Origin of the sequence: Streptomyces sp. NPDC088707 (assembly GCF_044752725.1) — a bacterium.
GTDB lineage: Bacteria > Actinomycetota > Actinomycetes > Streptomycetales > Streptomycetaceae > Streptomyces.
The window spans coordinates 527,446-540,540 of sequence record NZ_JBIVLV010000002.1 but is presented as its reverse complement, the minus strand read 5'-3'; the positions used below and the strand labels follow the sequence as shown (position 1 = coordinate 540,540).

Genomic DNA, 13,095 nt, shown 5'->3' with positions numbered 1-13,095 from the left:
CGTCAGGAACCGTTCCCGGCGGACTCGTTCCCGGCGGATACGGTCCCGGCGGACGGGGCCCCGGCTGTCGACGTCGCAGCCGCGGTCGCGGTCGCGCGCTGCCAGGCGGCCTCCCGGAGGAGGCGCAGACCGTTGAGGCCGACCAGGACCGTGGAACCCTCGTGGCCGAGGACTCCGAGGGGCAGCGGCAGAGTGCCCGCGAGGTCCCAGAGCACCAGGCCGCTGATGAACGCTCCCGCGATGACGAGGTTCTGCACGACCAGGCCGCGGGCGCGGCGGGAGAGTGCGACGACCGTGGGGACGGTGGCGAGTTCGTCGCGGACGATCACCGCGTCCGCCGTCTCCAGGGCGAGGTCGGAGCCCGCGCGGCCCATGGCGATGCCGGTGTGGGCCGCGGCCAGTGCGGGCGCGTCGTTGACGCCGTCCCCGATCACCAGGACCCTGCGCCCGGCCCCCTCCCACTCCTGGACGGCGGCGACCTTGTCCTGGGGCAGGAGCCCGGCGCGTACGTCGGCGAGGCCGACGTCGGCGGCGAGGCGGGCGGCGGCGCGCGGATTGTCTCCGGTGAGCAGCGTCGGCGCGGTGCCGGTCAGCCCGGTCAGGGCGGCGACGGTGGCGGCGGCGTCCGGGCGCAGCCGGTCCGCGATGCCGAGGACGCCGACGGGCATGCCGTCGACCTTGACCAGGACGGCGGTGTGTCCGTCCGCCTCCAGTTCGGCCGCGAGGGTCGCGGCCTCGGTGGCGGCGCGGGCGGTGCGCGCGTCCTCGGCGGCAGGCAGGAGGCGGGCGGGGGCGCCGACCTCGACGGTGACGCCGCCGACGGTGGCGGTGACGCCGATGCCGGGGGTGGACGTGAAGTCCTCGGCGGGCAGGATCCGGTGGCCGCGGGCGCGGGCGGCGAGGACGACGGCGCGGGCCAGCGGGTGTTCGCTGGGATGCTCGGCGGCCGCCGCGAGGGCCAGGAGCCGGCCCTCGTCGGCGTCACGCCCGCCGGGCACGGGGCGGACGGCGGTGACGCGCGGGGTGCCCTCGGTCAGCGTGCCCGTCTTGTCGAGGGCCACGGTGTCGACCTGCCCGAGCCGCTCCATGACGACGGCGGACTTCACGAGGACGCCGTGCCGGCCGGCGTTGGCGAGGGCGGAGAGCAGCGGCGGCATGGTGGCGAGCACCACGGCGCACGGCGAGGCGACGATCATGAAGGTCATCGCGCGCAGCAGGGCGTCGGTCGGCCCGGCGCCGAACGCGAGGGGCACGAAGAACACCGCGAGGGTGGCCACCACCATGCCGAGCGAGTAGCGCTGTTCGACCTTCTCGATGAAGAGCTGCGTGGGGGCCTTGGTCTCGGAGGCCTCCTCGACCATCCGCACGATCCGGGCGATCACCGACTCCGACGGGTCCCGCCCGACCTCGACGCGGAGCGCGCCGGTGCCGTTGAGGGTGCCGGCGAAGACCTCGTCGCCGGTCTTCTTGAGCACGGGCAGCGGTTCTCCCGTGATGGTGGCCTGGTCGACCTCGCTCGCCCCCTCAAGGACCCGGCCGTCGGCCCCGATCCGCTCCCCCGGGCGGATCACGACGATGTCCCCGACCACGAGTTCGGCGGTCGCGACCGTCTCCTCGGCGCCGCCGTCGAGGAGCCGGGTCGCGGTGGCGGGGGCGAGGTCGAGCAGCCCGCGCACCGAGTCGGCGGTACGGGCGGTGGCCACCGCCTCCAGGGCGCCGGAGGTCGCGAAGATGACGATCAGGAGCGCTCCGTCGAGGACCTGTCCGATGGCGGCGGCGCCGAGGGCGGCGACCACCATGAGCAGATCGACGTCGAGGGACTTGTCCCTGAGGGCTTTCAGGCCCTCCCAGGCCGGTTCCCAGCCGCCGGTGAGGTAGGTGGCGGCGAAGAGCGGCCCCCACGTCCACGCCGGAGCACCGAGCAGGTCGAGGGGAAGCCCGACGAGGAACAGCACCAGGGCGGCCAGTGCCCAGCGGGCTTCCGGCAGGGCCAGGACGCGGGTGCGGCGGCGCGGGGACCGGGGCTCGGTGGAGGGCCGTGCGGGCTTGGTCAGGGTGGAGGCCATGACAGAGGGAGTCCTTCACGGGAGGTGTCGTACGCCCTCACCGTACAGGAACACTTGAACACCCATTCATGTATCGCCTTCCGTAGGATGGCACCCATGGGCCACGGAGTGAACGCAACGGACAGCAGCGCGGCACCGCGCACCCGTCTGACCCCCGAGAACGCCCAGCAGGTCGCCACCACGCTCCAGGCACTGTCCACCCCGTCGCGGCTGCTGATCCTGGCCCGGCTGCGCGAAGGGCCGTGCGCGGCGACCGAACTGGCTGCGGCCGTGGGCATGGAGCAGTCCGCCTGCTCCCACCAGCTGCGCCTGCTGCGCAACCTCGGCCTCGTCACCGGCACCCGCGAGGGCCGCTCCGTCGTCTACGCGCTCCACGACGACCACGTCGCGGGCCTCCTCGACCAGGCGCTCTACCACGTGGAGCATCTCCGCCTCGGCATGACCGACACGGCCGCGGCGACGCGCTGACGATCAGCGGCGGCGACGGTGCGCCGACGATCGGCGGCGGCCGGCGAACGCCCGGCGAGCCGGGCAGGGCGTCGAGTGCGCCGCGCATCGGCGTATGAACATCCCGTATCCCCCGAGCCCCTGGCCGTACGGCCCGCGGACACGGTCCGGTACTGTCCGGGCGGCGACGGAGGAACGGGGAGCCCGGTGGACTGGACGATGTGGGCGGGCCTGGTCGCCGGGCTGCTGATCGCGATGCTGACGGCGCCGGTCGGCGTGTCCGGGGCGGTGTTCCTCCTTCCCGTGCACCTCAGCGTCTTCGGCATACCGAACCCGGCGATCACCCCGACGAACCTCCTGTACAACGTGGTGGCCGGCCCCGGTGCCCTGTGGCGCTACCGCCGCGACGGCACGCTGCGCGGCCCTCTGACCCGGCGTCTGATCGCCGGCACCCTGCCGGGAGTCGTCCTCGGCGCCGCGATCCGCGTCTACGCCCTCCCGGGCCCTGAGGTCTTCCAGATGCTGGTCGCGGTCCTCCTGCTGCCCCTCGGACTCTGGCTGTGCGCCCGCACGCTCGCCCCCGCGCACCGCGCCCCGACCCCCGCCGCCTCACCGGCGGAACCGCGCCCGGCCGTGCTCACCGCCCTGGCCGTGGCGGTGGGGGTGTTCGGCGGGATCTACGGCATCGGCGGCGGCTCACTGCTCGGGCCGATCCTGGCCGCCCGCGGCGTGCCGATGAGCCGGGTGGCACCGGCTGCGCTCGCCGCCACGTTCGCGACCTCCCTCGTGGGTGCGGCCGCCTTCGTGGTGCTGTCCCTGGTGAGCTCCGGCGACGTCGCCCCCGACTGGTGGCTCGGCCTGGCCTGCGGCCTCGGCGGACTCGTCGGCGGCTATCTCGGCGCCCGCCTCCAGCCCCGCCTGCCCGAGCGGGCGCTGCGTCCGCTGCTCGGCGTACTCGCCGCCACGATCGGCGCCTTCTACGCCGCCCGGGCCATCGGATCCTCCTGAGGGTCCGGGCCGGCCAGGCCCGCTCCACGCCGGGATCTTCCGCAGCGGCGTCGGCTGACCGCAGTCGCCAGACGGGTCATGACGCCCCGACGGCGCCCGCACGAAGTGCGGGCGCCGTCGACAGCGGGTCGCCGTCAGGAGGGAGAACAGCCCGCCGGAGCGGGCCGGGGATCAGCCCCGGACGATGTTCTCCGCCTGCGGACCCTTCTGGCCCTGGGTGATGTCGAACGTCACGGCCTCGCCCTCGGTCAGCTCGCGGTAGCCGTTGCCCGAGATGTTGGAGTAGTGGGCGAAGACGTCCGGTCCGCCGCCGTCCTGGGCGATGAAGCCGAAGCCCTTCTCGGAGTTGAACCACTTCACGGTGCCGCTGGCCATGCTCGTCCTTCTGGTCAGTCCGGCGACGGTCCGGGGTGGGATCGTCGCGACGCCCTATCCACGGGCGCCACTCGGGTCTTCCCCCGACACACCCCCACCTACACCCACTGATCCGATCTTGTTACTCCGATGTGATGACCGCCGGTCACCCGGGACGTACGGCTCGGGACACGAACCGGTGACCGGCGGTCAGATCTGGCCGTGCGTGTCCTTCGGGTGGCGGCAGCGGACGCGGGGGGATCCCGTGCCGAGATCAGGGCCCGTGTCGTCGACGAAGGTGTTCACACAGGGCTCGTGGCCGTTGCCGCGGTAGCGCGGGCACAGGCAGAAGTGGGGAGTGGGCGGCGGCGCCAACGCACCCCCGCAGCCGTCGCCCACGAACCATTCGCGTTCCTCGGGCAGCAGCTCCGTGTCCGCCCTCCGCAGGATCGCCGCGGCCTCGCGTCGCGCGGCGACGACCACCGCCGCGGCTTCCGCCAGCGCCTTCGTCTGCTCACCGGTCCGCCGGTTCGGCTCCGCGTTGTCGGACACCCACGTCCTCCTCCGAGTGGTCGGGCCACCGTCGTACCAGAGGCCGACGCGCGGCCGGGGAGGGCACGCACGGGCCGCGCCGCACGCCGGACGGGACTTGCGCCGATCGGAGCAGCCGGAAGGGGTGGGAACGCGTCGGCGATCAGGTCACGGCCGTGTCGCCGACCGACGGCACGTCGTGAGGGCGGAGGACCATGAGCCCGCCCTCCGGGGTCGCCACCATGGCGAAAGGGAAGCGGTCGAGTTCGAGACAGAGGGCGACGTCGTCGGGGTGGGCTCCCTCGCGGACGCCCTCCTTCAGCTCGGTGGCGGCGCGCGAAGCGCCGGCGCGGTGGAGGAACCCGGCCGCGTCCGTCACGGTCCCGGCCGCCCTCCGGGCGATGTACTGCGCGCACGCCAGGTCCTCTTCGGCCCGGCCGTCCTCGCCGGTGACCACGAACGTGACGTCGTCGCAGCCGTGCGACCGCAGGGTCCGGGCCGTCGCCTCCGCCACCACGAAGCCGGCGCACAGCACGAGCGACGCGTCCCTGACCGCGAGGGCGCCGACCGTCCCGGCCGTGGTCTTCTGCACGACGGTCCGCCCTGCGAGGTCGGCGGACCGCAGCAGCCCCGGCGAGTTGACCGCGTCGAAGCCGGGCGCGGGCGGGCCGTCCTTGAGCGCCACCCAGTCCGGGTGACGGGCCTTGAGCGCCAGGGCGTCGTCCAGCGACTCGGCGAGAACGATCTTCTCAGCGCCCCGGGCGAAGGCCCAGGCGGCCACCGTGTACGCCCGCATGACGTCGATCACCACCGCCACGGACGGGGCTTCGGAAATCTCGGCGATACCAAGGAAACGAGCGTCCATCCGGTCATGATCACGCATGCCGGACGCGAATCGTCCCGACAGTGGCACGCATCACGTCGTCCGGCTCGTCGTCCCGTGCCGGCCCCGGGACACCGGCCGGACGGGACCCGCGTGTCCGGCCGATCGCGGTCGCAGACCCCGGACCGCCGACATACGGTATGCCTGGTCCGCTCCACCAGGCCCCGCACCGCCCCGCCCGGCCTGCAGGCGCCACAACCGCAGCCCGACCCCACGGCGTTGGAACCCCGACGCGACGAGAGGAGTCCGCGATGGGAAAGTACGAGGACGTCTTCCGCGCCAGCACGGAGGACCCCGAGACCTTCTGGCTCGACGCCGCCGAGGGCATCGACTGGGACGTCGCCCCGCGACGGGCCCTGGACTCCTCGGGCGCCCCCTTCCACCGCTGGTTTCCCGACGGCCGGCTCAACGTCTGCTTCAACGCGCTCGACCGGCACGTCGAAGCAGGCCGCGGCGACCAGCCCGCGCTCGTCTACGACTCCCCCGTCACCGACACCCGGCGTACCTACAGCTACACGCGGCTGAGGGACGAGGTGGCGGTCTTCGCCGGGGCGCTCGCCCAGCTCGGCGTGGGACGTGGTGACCGCGTGGTGATCTACCTGCCGATGGTTCCGGAGGCCGCCGTCGCGATGCTGGCCTGCGCCCGGATCGGCGCCGTCCACTCGGTCGTCTTCGGCGGGTTCGCCCCGCGCGAGCTCGCCCTCCGCATCGACGACGCCGCGCCCAAGGTGGTCGTCTCCGCCTCCTGCGGCATCGAGGGCAGGCGGGTCATCGCGTACAAGCCGCTGCTCGACCGGGCCATCGAACTCGCCTCGCACAAGCCCGAGAAGAGCGTGATCCTGCAACGGCCCCAGGGTCCGGCCGAGTTGGGACCCGACGACCTCGACTGGGCCGACCTGGTGGCAGCCGCACCTGCGGCCGCGTGCGTTCCCGTGTCCGCGAACGATCCCCTGTACATCCTCTACACCTCCGGGACCACCGGAAAGCCCAAGGGAGTGGTGCGTGACTGCGGCGGTTACGCGGTCGCCCTGCACTGGTCGATGGGCGCCGTGTACGACGTCGGCCCCGGCGAGACGATGTTCACCGGATCCGACGTCGGCTGGGTCGTCGGCCATTCGTACATCGTCTACGGGCCCCTGCTGGCCGGCGCCACGACCGTCCTGTACGAGGGCAAGCCGGTCGGCACACCGGACGCGGGGCAGTTCTGGCGCGTGGCGGCCGACTACGGCGTCAAGACCATGTTCACGGCGCCCACCGCCTTCCGGGCGATCCGCAGGGAGGACCCGGAGGGAACACTCGCCGCGGACCACGACCTCTCCCGCCTGCGCTATCTGTTCCTCGCCGGTGAGCGCCTCGACCCAGAGACCTATCGCTGGGCGAGCGCCCTCCTGGACGTCCCCGTGATCGACCACTGGTGGCAGACCGAGACCGGCTGGCCCATCGTCGCCAACCCGGTCGGCATCGAGGCCGCCCCCGTCAAACCCGGCTCCCCCACCCGTCCGCTGCCCGGCTGGGACGTCCGCGTCCTCGACCCCTCGGGCGAGCCCGCGCCCGCGGGCGTCGACGGCGCGATCGTGGTCAGGCTGCCCCTGCCGCCCGGAGCGCTCCCCACCCTCTGGAACGACGACGACCGCTACGTCGCCTCCTACCTGTCCGCCTACGACGGCTACTACCTCACGGGAGACAGCGGGCACATCGACGACGACGGCTACGTCTTCGTCATGGGCCGCACCGACGACGTCATCAACGTCGCCGGGCACCGGCTGTCCACGGGCAGCATGGAGGAGGCCCTGGCCGCCCACCCCGACGTCGCCGAGTGCGCGGTCATCGGCGTCGCCGACCCCCTCAAGGGCCAGGTGCCGCGGGGCTTCGTCGTCCTGAAAGCCGGCACCGCCCGTGAACCGGGCGAGGTGGAGGCCGAACTCGTCCAGCTCGTACGCGACCGGATCGGGGCGGTCGCCTCCCTCAAGGACGTGGCGGTCGTGGCCGCGCTGCCCAAGACCCGGTCGGGAAAGATCCTCCGCAAGACGATGCGCGGCATCGCGGACGGCGGCGACGAGCCCGTCCCCTCCACCGTCGACGACGCGGGCGTCATCGACGCGCTGCGCCCCGTTCTCCGACGCGGCGGTCCCGGCGGTCCGGACGACCGCACCCGGTGAAGGGTTTCGGGCGTCGGTGAGGCTACGCCGCCGCGGGCCGTGAGTGCGGGGCGATGCGGGTCGGCCCGACGACCGTCAGCGGGGTCCCCAGGCCCTCGCACAGGCGGCGGGCGCGGGCGAGCACGCTGAGTGAGGCCGGGGAGGGGTCCGACGTGGGCAGCTGTATCCGGACATGCCGTGGGCCATGGACGGCAAGGAGTGTCTCGATGTGCAGGGCGACGGCCGCACGGCCGGTGACATCGAGGTCGCGCAGCAGGGTCACGTGCAGGACGCGATCCTCGAAGACATGGCTGATGAGCATGAACCCTCCTGCCACACGTCGGTCCACCCGGTGCCCCGGTCCTCTGTGGGCGAGAGGAAGCAAGGGGTGGTGGATCCAGTATCCGGCAACCGTCCCGAAGCGGCGCGCGGGAGCGCGCTTCCCCATGTACGGGACGGTAGGACCGGGGCTGGAGCGGTGCGCGGGCCGCATGTTTACGGGGGACGAAACGGGCTAGCCGCGATACATCAGACGTCGCCGCACGAGAGGAGCACGCCGTGTCGGGCGAGGAGAAGATGAAGGCCAAGAAGGAACAGGCCAAGGGCAAGGTCCAGGAGACGACCGGTCGGGCCGTCGGGAACGAGCGCCTCACGGCGGAAGGCCGCGCCGAGCAGATGAAGGGGGACGCCCGGCAGGCCAAGGAGAAGATCAAGGACACGATGAAGGACTAGCACCGCCGGTCCACCGTCCGCGGTGCGGGCACGGGCAGTGCGACGCACTGCCGGTGCCGGGGCGTCCGCGGTGCGGGGCGGGTTGGACAAGGCCCCCGGTCCCCGGCCCGCCCTCGGCCGCGTCTCCGCAGTGGGACGGGGCAGACGCTGTTCATGAGGTGGCTGGGACACGCCTACGCCGCCCGTATCGGGCCCGCGGCCCGTTACCCGGGCGGCTCACCTCCAGAGAGCGAGGCACACCATGATCCTGGTCGGAGTCATTCTGCTCGTCATCGGTTTCGTCGCCGGCATCTCGATTCTGTGGACCATCGGAATCGTCCTGGTCGTCATCGGGGCCATCCTGTGGATCCTCGGAGCCCTCGGCCATGCGGTGGGAGGCCGACGCCACTACTGGTGACGCCGATCCCGCCGGTAGGCCGACGGTACGGGGCACGGCTCGCGCGCGGGACAGCTGATGACCGGCCGTCCCGCTGAGCGTAGGTCCCCGTTCGAGCGGATCCGAAGCGGGATCCGCCGAGCGCGCGCCGGGCACCGGTGGGGTCCCGTCAGCGAACTCGACCTGTGGCAGCGTTCGCTGGGGTTCGCGGCGCTGGGCTTCCTCACCCTGATCCCGCTGCTGATCGTGGTGTCCGCGGCCGGGGCGGGCAGCGGCAAGGGCTTCGCGCAGTGGCTCGGCGACGGACTCGGGGTCTCGGAGCCCGCCCGAGCGGAGATCGAACGGCTGTTCGCTCTCCCCGGCCAGGTGCGGCGGACCACGACGGCGTTCGGCCTCGCTCTGCTCGCCGTGTTCGGGCTCTCGTTCGGCACCGCGGTACAGAGCGGCTACGAGAAGGTGTGGGACCTGCCCCCGGCGCACTGGCGGGCCAGGTGGCGCCATGTGCTGTGGCTGGCCGTCCTCTTGGGGGTCCTGTATCTGATCGCCGTCGCCTCCTTCTGGCGCCAGGGTCCGACCGGGGGTGTCGTCACCGCGCTCAGCGGCATCCTGTTCTTCTGGTGGTCGCAGCACCTGCTGCTCGGGGGCAGGGTCGCGTGGTCCGCACTGTTGCCCGGTGCGGTGGCCACCGTGCTCGGGCTGCTGGGGCTCAGCGTGTTCTCCCGGCTCGTCTTCTCTCCGCTGATCGCGTCGAGTGCCGTCAGCTACGGGCCGTTCGGCGCGTTCCTGGTCATCCAGACCTGGCTCCTCGCGGTGGGCGTGGTCGTGTTCGGCGGGGCGCTCGTCGGGCGCCTGTTCGACGACGAGCTGCCCCGTGTGACGCGGAGGGTGAGACGACGGAAGTGATCCCGTCGGCGATCGAGGGCATGGGTGGCGGAGGCCGGGGCAGGCGGAGCACAGGCGGGTACGCAACTCGCCGCGCACGAAGCACGAAGCACGAAGCACGGAAAGGGAGGACGGCGGGGAACCGCGCGCCGTCCGCTGCCTACCGGAGGAGTTGTTTTCGCGTGACCGAGAACATCTGGAGTTACAAGTCGACCGCGGGCCACTTGGCCGGGACCGATCTGACCGGCTACAAGGTCGAGGCGACCGACGGCAGTATCGGGAAGGTCGACAAGCACTCCGACGAGGTCGATGACGCCTATCTGGTCGTGGACACCGGTCCCTGGATCTTCGGCAAGGAAGTCCTGCTGCCGGCCGGAACCGTCGTCCGCGTCGACGTGGACGAGCGGAAGGTCTTCGTCGACGGGACCAAGGAGCAGGTCAAGGACGCTCCCGAGTTCCACCGCGACACACACCTGGACGACCCCGCCTACCGCCAGCAGCTGGGCGCGTACTACATGCTGGGCGGCCCTTTCGGCAACCGCCTGGTCTGACACCCCGCGCCGCGGAGGGCCCGAACTCGACGAGTTCGGGCCCTCCGCCGTCGGCGTGAAAGCCCTCGAATCCCAACTGAACTTTCGGGCTGCCTGGTTGACGAAGTTTGGCTTGTCAGGTGCATGCCTTTTCGGGTCGTCGGCGCATACCGTCGGAAGGCCCGGAGGATCGGCGGCCCGGCCCGCCCCAGGTCGACCCGTACCAGCGCCGCTCCTCCCGCACTCCCGGTTCCTCCAGGTTCCGGGTCCCCCACGAGTGAAGGAGCAGCATGTCGCTCTACACATGGCTGAGGACGGCCACCGTCGGCGTCGCGGTCGTCCTCGCCACGGCGACGGCCACAGCGGCGAACGCCGCACCCGCGCCGGCAGCGGAACCGTCGGCCACGGCGAGCGCCGCGGCCGTGGTGACACTTCGCTACGACGACAGCCGCGCCGGAGGGTGGGAGGCGGCCATCGCCGCCGGCGTCGCCTCCTGGAACGCGAACGTCGACAACGTCAAGCTGGTCGAGGCCGCGCCGGGCACCCGGGCGGAGATCGTGATCGTGGCGACCACCGGCTGGCCCCAGGCCACTCTCGGGCCGGTCCGTCCCGGCCGGCAGGTCCGTGTCGAACTCGGCAGTCAGGCCGTGAGCCAGGGGTACGACAAGACCCGTATCGCCGCCCATGAACTCGGCCACAGCCTGGGCCTCCCGGACACGAAGCCCGGCCCGTGCTCGCAGCTGATGTCGGGGTCGAGCGCCGGTACGGCATGCGTGAACGCGATCCCCAACGCGGCCGAACAGGCCCGGGTGGAGTCCGCCTACGCCGCCGGTGCCGCCTCGCTCGTCGTCACCGACGGCCGCACCCTGGTGGACGCCCCGTAGGTCAGTGGCCCCGAAAGGCGGGGCGCCCGATCGGAGTCCACGATCGGGCGCCCCACCGTCGCCGTACCGCGGAACCCCGTTGTGGACAGCGCGGACGACGCAGTACCGTCCGGAGGTTCACGGCGGCGTTCGAATGGCAGGCACGGTTTGACGTACACGACAGAGCCGGCAGAGGCGGAGGCCCGCATCGAGGACGCGGGCAACATCCTCGTCGCCCCTTCGACGTTGCGGGACCATCACGTGGTCAGGGACTTCTTCGGGTCCACCATCACACCGGAGGACCTCGCCTCCGGTTCGCCCGGTCTCGCGGGGAAGAGCGTCTACCTGTGCGGCGATGTGTCCGGCATCAGCAGCCCTCAACTGCGTTCTGCAGCGCGGGTGTTCGTCATCAGGGAGCTGTCGCACGGTGGCTCCGGGAGCGTCGACGCGCCCTGGCCCCTCGTCGGCCTCGGTCGCGTGCCCGTCCGCGTCCACGGCGTCGGCGTGTACTACCGCCGCTTCTTCGACCCCGACGCCGACCACTTCGGACGGATCGCCGCGAAGCACGCCTTCCAGTCCCTGACGGAGTCCACCAAGCCCGGAACAGCCCATCGCAGCGGAATCTATCTGACGCCCGTCACACGGGACGGCGACGACCTGCGCTTCCGCCTGCTCCGGTGCTCCACGAACTTCTCGGGGCCGACCGAGAGCTTCCGTCCGACGGACGCGGACATCGTCGAAGCGCTGAACCGCGAGGCCTCCGCCGTGTTCCGGAACCATGCACCGCTCAATCACGTCCTCGCCCAGATCTACCACAACACCCGCGCCACGGCCGAGCGCAAGCAGTCCAAGGCCAGGATCTCGGCCCACGCCGACAAGACCAAGGACATGCCCGTCAACGGCGTCATGGCCTTCTGCACGTTCTACGGCGGGCTCGACAAGCTGCGACCCCTCGCCGACGACCCCTTCGACCACGGCGTGAAGGGCGTCAGCGGACTCACCAGACTCCACTTCCGCCTCAAGGAGCAGACCGCGGAACGCGACGGGGACGCGCCCGCGCTCCCCCCTCAGTTCACCGTGACGCTGTACCCCGGCTCTGTCTTCCTGATGCCGCTCTCCACCAACCGCCTCTACACGCATGAGATCCGGCCCGCCTCGCTGGACGCCGAGTCGCTCCCGACACGGCTGGGATACGTGGTGCGGTGTTCCAGCACGGAGGCCGTGCACAGGAACGGGCACACCTTTCTCGAAGTGGCCGGAGACCTGGTGCGGCTGGAGCCGCCCACGGAGGACGGGATGAACGAGCTGCGGAGGCTGTACGCCGAGGAGAACAGGACCTCGTCCTTCATCGACTACGGCGACAGGTTCCTCTTCAGCATGAACACGGGAGACTATCTTGCCCCCCGTGTCTAGGATCTCGGACGCGATCCGCGCGTACGCCGTTCCGGGCGAGGAGAATCTCTTCGCCGAGCTGTCCGCGTCGGCTCTCCTGGAGGACGTGGGGAAGGGCCGGCGCGGCGCCACGCTCACCAAGACCGACGAGGCGGGCCGTTTCCCTCTCGTACGGACGACGACTCGATACGGCAGCCCGGCGCAGCGCTTCCGGGCGGTGCACGAACGGCTGGCACGGCGGATTCAGGAACGTGCGGCGCTCCCGGTCGGCTTCAACAACGCTCTCATCGAGACCTACACGAACGCCTACACCACCATGGGCGGCCATTCCGACCAGGCCCTCGATCTGGCCGACGACTCGTTCATCGCCGTCTTCTCCTGCTACCGGCACCCCGAGGCGGGCCCGCCGAGGAAGCTGCTCTTCGCGTCGAAGCAGTCCGCCGGCGAGACGTTCGAGGTCCCGCTCGCGCACCACGGCGTCGTCGTGTTCTCCGTCGACGCGAACCGGCGGCTCCGGCACAGGATCGTGCTGGAGAAGCCCGTCCCGGCGGCGGACAACCAGTGGTTGGGCGTGACCTTTCGCACGTCGAAGACCTTGGTGCGGTTCCGCGACGGACAGGCGTACCTCCCGCAGGGCGCGCGGCTCGTGGCGGCCGACGACGAGCAGAGTCGCGAGTTCTACCGACTGAGGCGCCGTGAGAACGAGGAGACGGACTTCGTCTACCCCCCGCTGACGTACACGATCAGCGAGAGCGATCTGATGCCGCCCGTCTGACGCCGGGATCTCACGCCGGGTCGTCGGCGACCCGGTGCCGGGTGACCGCTCGGGCGGTCCCCAGGTACCGCTGGGCACCGCCTGCGAGGGGTTGACCGGCGAACCGCGGCACCGTAGG

General features: G+C 71.9%; 15 protein-coding genes. 10 read left to right on the top strand and 5 right to left on the bottom strand.

Features of this window, described 5'->3' with window-relative positions; genetic code table 11:
- Positions 1-2: 2 nt before the first annotated feature.
- A complete protein-coding gene (locus ACIP84_RS09795) occupies positions 3-2,066 on the bottom strand; it encodes a heavy metal translocating P-type ATPase (RefSeq protein ID WP_401796701.1) in 2,064 nt (687 codons plus the stop codon).
- 96 nt (positions 2,067-2,162) lie between these two features.
- Here ACIP84_RS09795 and ACIP84_RS09790 point away from each other — a divergent pair, with 96 nt between their 5' ends.
- Both ACIP84_RS09790 and ACIP84_RS09785 read left to right on the top strand, forming a co-directional pair.
- Positions 2,163-2,534: a metalloregulator ArsR/SmtB family transcription factor gene (locus ACIP84_RS09790; RefSeq protein WP_355958751.1), complete on the top strand. Its 372-nt coding sequence runs from the start codon at positions 2,163-2,165 to the stop codon at positions 2,532-2,534.
- Between the two features lie 186 nt (positions 2,535-2,720).
- On the top strand, positions 2,721-3,521 hold the full coding sequence (locus ACIP84_RS09785) for a sulfite exporter TauE/SafE family protein (RefSeq protein WP_401796698.1): 801 nt from the start codon (positions 2,721-2,723) through the stop codon (positions 3,519-3,521).
- Between the two features lie 171 nt (positions 3,522-3,692).
- On the opposite strand, the gene ACIP84_RS09780 is transcribed toward ACIP84_RS09785, so the two are convergent.
- The 3 genes from ACIP84_RS09780 to ACIP84_RS09770 form a co-directional block, all read right to left on the bottom strand.
- The gene (locus tag ACIP84_RS09780; RefSeq protein ID WP_030213732.1) at positions 3,693-3,896 is read right to left on the bottom strand and encodes a cold-shock protein; all 204 of its coding nucleotides are present in this window, start codon (positions 3,894-3,896) and stop codon (positions 3,693-3,695) included.
- Positions 3,897-4,085: 189 nt separating this feature from the next.
- Entirely contained in the window at positions 4,086-4,427 is a 342-nt protein-coding gene (locus ACIP84_RS09775; protein ID WP_355958755.1) for a DUF6422 family protein, read from the bottom strand.
- Between the two features lie 142 nt (positions 4,428-4,569).
- Complete coding sequence (locus tag ACIP84_RS09770; protein WP_401796695.1) at positions 4,570-5,271, bottom strand: 2-phosphosulfolactate phosphatase; 702 nt, start codon at positions 5,269-5,271, stop codon at positions 4,570-4,572.
- A gap of 269 nt (positions 5,272-5,540) precedes the next feature.
- On the opposite strand from ACIP84_RS09770, the gene ACIP84_RS09765 reads away from it, so the two are divergent.
- The gene (locus ACIP84_RS09765; protein ID WP_401796692.1) at positions 5,541-7,448 is read left to right on the top strand and encodes an AMP-binding protein; all 1,908 of its coding nucleotides are present in this window, start codon (positions 5,541-5,543) and stop codon (positions 7,446-7,448) included.
- Between the two features lie 22 nt (positions 7,449-7,470).
- On the opposite strand, the gene ACIP84_RS09760 is transcribed toward ACIP84_RS09765, so the two are convergent.
- Positions 7,471-7,749 carry a hypothetical protein gene (locus ACIP84_RS09760; RefSeq protein ID WP_355958760.1) on the bottom strand — a complete coding sequence of 93 codons (279 nt, stop codon included), beginning with the start codon at positions 7,747-7,749 and terminating at the stop codon, positions 7,471-7,473.
- 254 nt (positions 7,750-8,003) lie between these two features.
- Here ACIP84_RS09760 and ACIP84_RS09755 point away from each other — a divergent pair, with 254 nt between their 5' ends.
- From ACIP84_RS09755 to ACIP84_RS09725, 7 genes are all read left to right on the top strand, one after another.
- A complete protein-coding gene (locus tag ACIP84_RS09755; RefSeq protein ID WP_401797110.1) occupies positions 8,004-8,159 on the top strand; it encodes a CsbD family protein in 156 nt (51 codons plus the stop codon).
- Between the two features lie 241 nt (positions 8,160-8,400).
- The gene (locus tag ACIP84_RS09750) at positions 8,401-8,556 is read left to right on the top strand and encodes a DUF6131 family protein (protein WP_266974719.1); all 156 of its coding nucleotides are present in this window, start codon (positions 8,401-8,403) and stop codon (positions 8,554-8,556) included.
- 57 nt (positions 8,557-8,613) lie between these two features.
- Positions 8,614-9,438, top strand: a complete 825-nt coding sequence (locus tag ACIP84_RS09745; protein WP_401796687.1) for a YhjD/YihY/BrkB family envelope integrity protein — start codon at positions 8,614-8,616, stop codon at positions 9,436-9,438.
- A gap of 161 nt (positions 9,439-9,599) precedes the next feature.
- A complete protein-coding gene (locus ACIP84_RS09740; RefSeq protein WP_355958766.1) occupies positions 9,600-9,968 on the top strand; it encodes a PRC-barrel domain-containing protein in 369 nt (122 codons plus the stop codon).
- Positions 9,969-10,237: 269 nt separating this feature from the next.
- Positions 10,238-10,831 (top strand): snapalysin family zinc-dependent metalloprotease, encoded by a 594-nt coding sequence (locus ACIP84_RS09735; protein WP_355964420.1) that lies wholly within the window; start codon positions 10,238-10,240, stop codon positions 10,829-10,831.
- 147 nt (positions 10,832-10,978) lie between these two features.
- Positions 10,979-12,223, top strand: coding sequence for a hypothetical protein (locus ACIP84_RS09730; RefSeq protein WP_401796683.1), 1,245 nt, complete (start codon positions 10,979-10,981; stop codon positions 12,221-12,223).
- A complete protein-coding gene (locus ACIP84_RS09725; RefSeq protein ID WP_401796680.1) occupies positions 12,207-12,977 on the top strand; it encodes an alpha-ketoglutarate-dependent dioxygenase AlkB in 771 nt (256 codons plus the stop codon). The genes ACIP84_RS09730 and ACIP84_RS09725 overlap by 17 nt, the downstream gene beginning before the upstream one ends.
- Positions 12,978-13,095 lie beyond the last annotated feature (118 nt).

Bases quoted from the DNA above. Each gene is read 5' to 3' on its own strand.
- ACIP84_RS09780 (WP_030213732.1), bottom strand. From the start codon at position 3,896: ATGGCCAGCGGCACCGTGAAGTGGTTCAACTCCGAGAAGGGCTTCGGC.
- ACIP84_RS09750 (WP_266974719.1), top strand. From the start codon at position 8,401: ATGATCCTGGTCGGAGTCATTCTGCTCGTCATCGGTTTCGTCGCCGGC.
- ACIP84_RS09765 (WP_401796692.1), top strand. From the start codon at position 5,541: ATGGGAAAGTACGAGGACGTCTTCCGCGCCAGCACGGAGGACCCCGAG.
- ACIP84_RS09790 (WP_355958751.1), top strand. From the start codon at position 2,163: ATGGGCCACGGAGTGAACGCAACGGACAGCAGCGCGGCACCGCGCACC.
- ACIP84_RS09760 (WP_355958760.1), bottom strand. From the start codon at position 7,749: ATGCTCATCAGCCATGTCTTCGAGGATCGCGTCCTGCACGTGACCCTG.
- ACIP84_RS09745 (WP_401796687.1), top strand. From the start codon at position 8,614: ATGACCGGCCGTCCCGCTGAGCGTAGGTCCCCGTTCGAGCGGATCCGA.
- ACIP84_RS09755 (WP_401797110.1), top strand. From the start codon at position 8,004: ATGAAGGCCAAGAAGGAACAGGCCAAGGGCAAGGTCCAGGAGACGACC.
- ACIP84_RS09770 (WP_401796695.1), bottom strand. From the start codon at position 5,271: ATGGACGCTCGTTTCCTTGGTATCGCCGAGATTTCCGAAGCCCCGTCC.
- ACIP84_RS09795 (WP_401796701.1), bottom strand. From the start codon at position 2,066: ATGGCCTCCACCCTGACCAAGCCCGCACGGCCCTCCACCGAGCCCCGG.
- ACIP84_RS09735 (WP_355964420.1), top strand. From the start codon at position 10,238: ATGTCGCTCTACACATGGCTGAGGACGGCCACCGTCGGCGTCGCGGTC.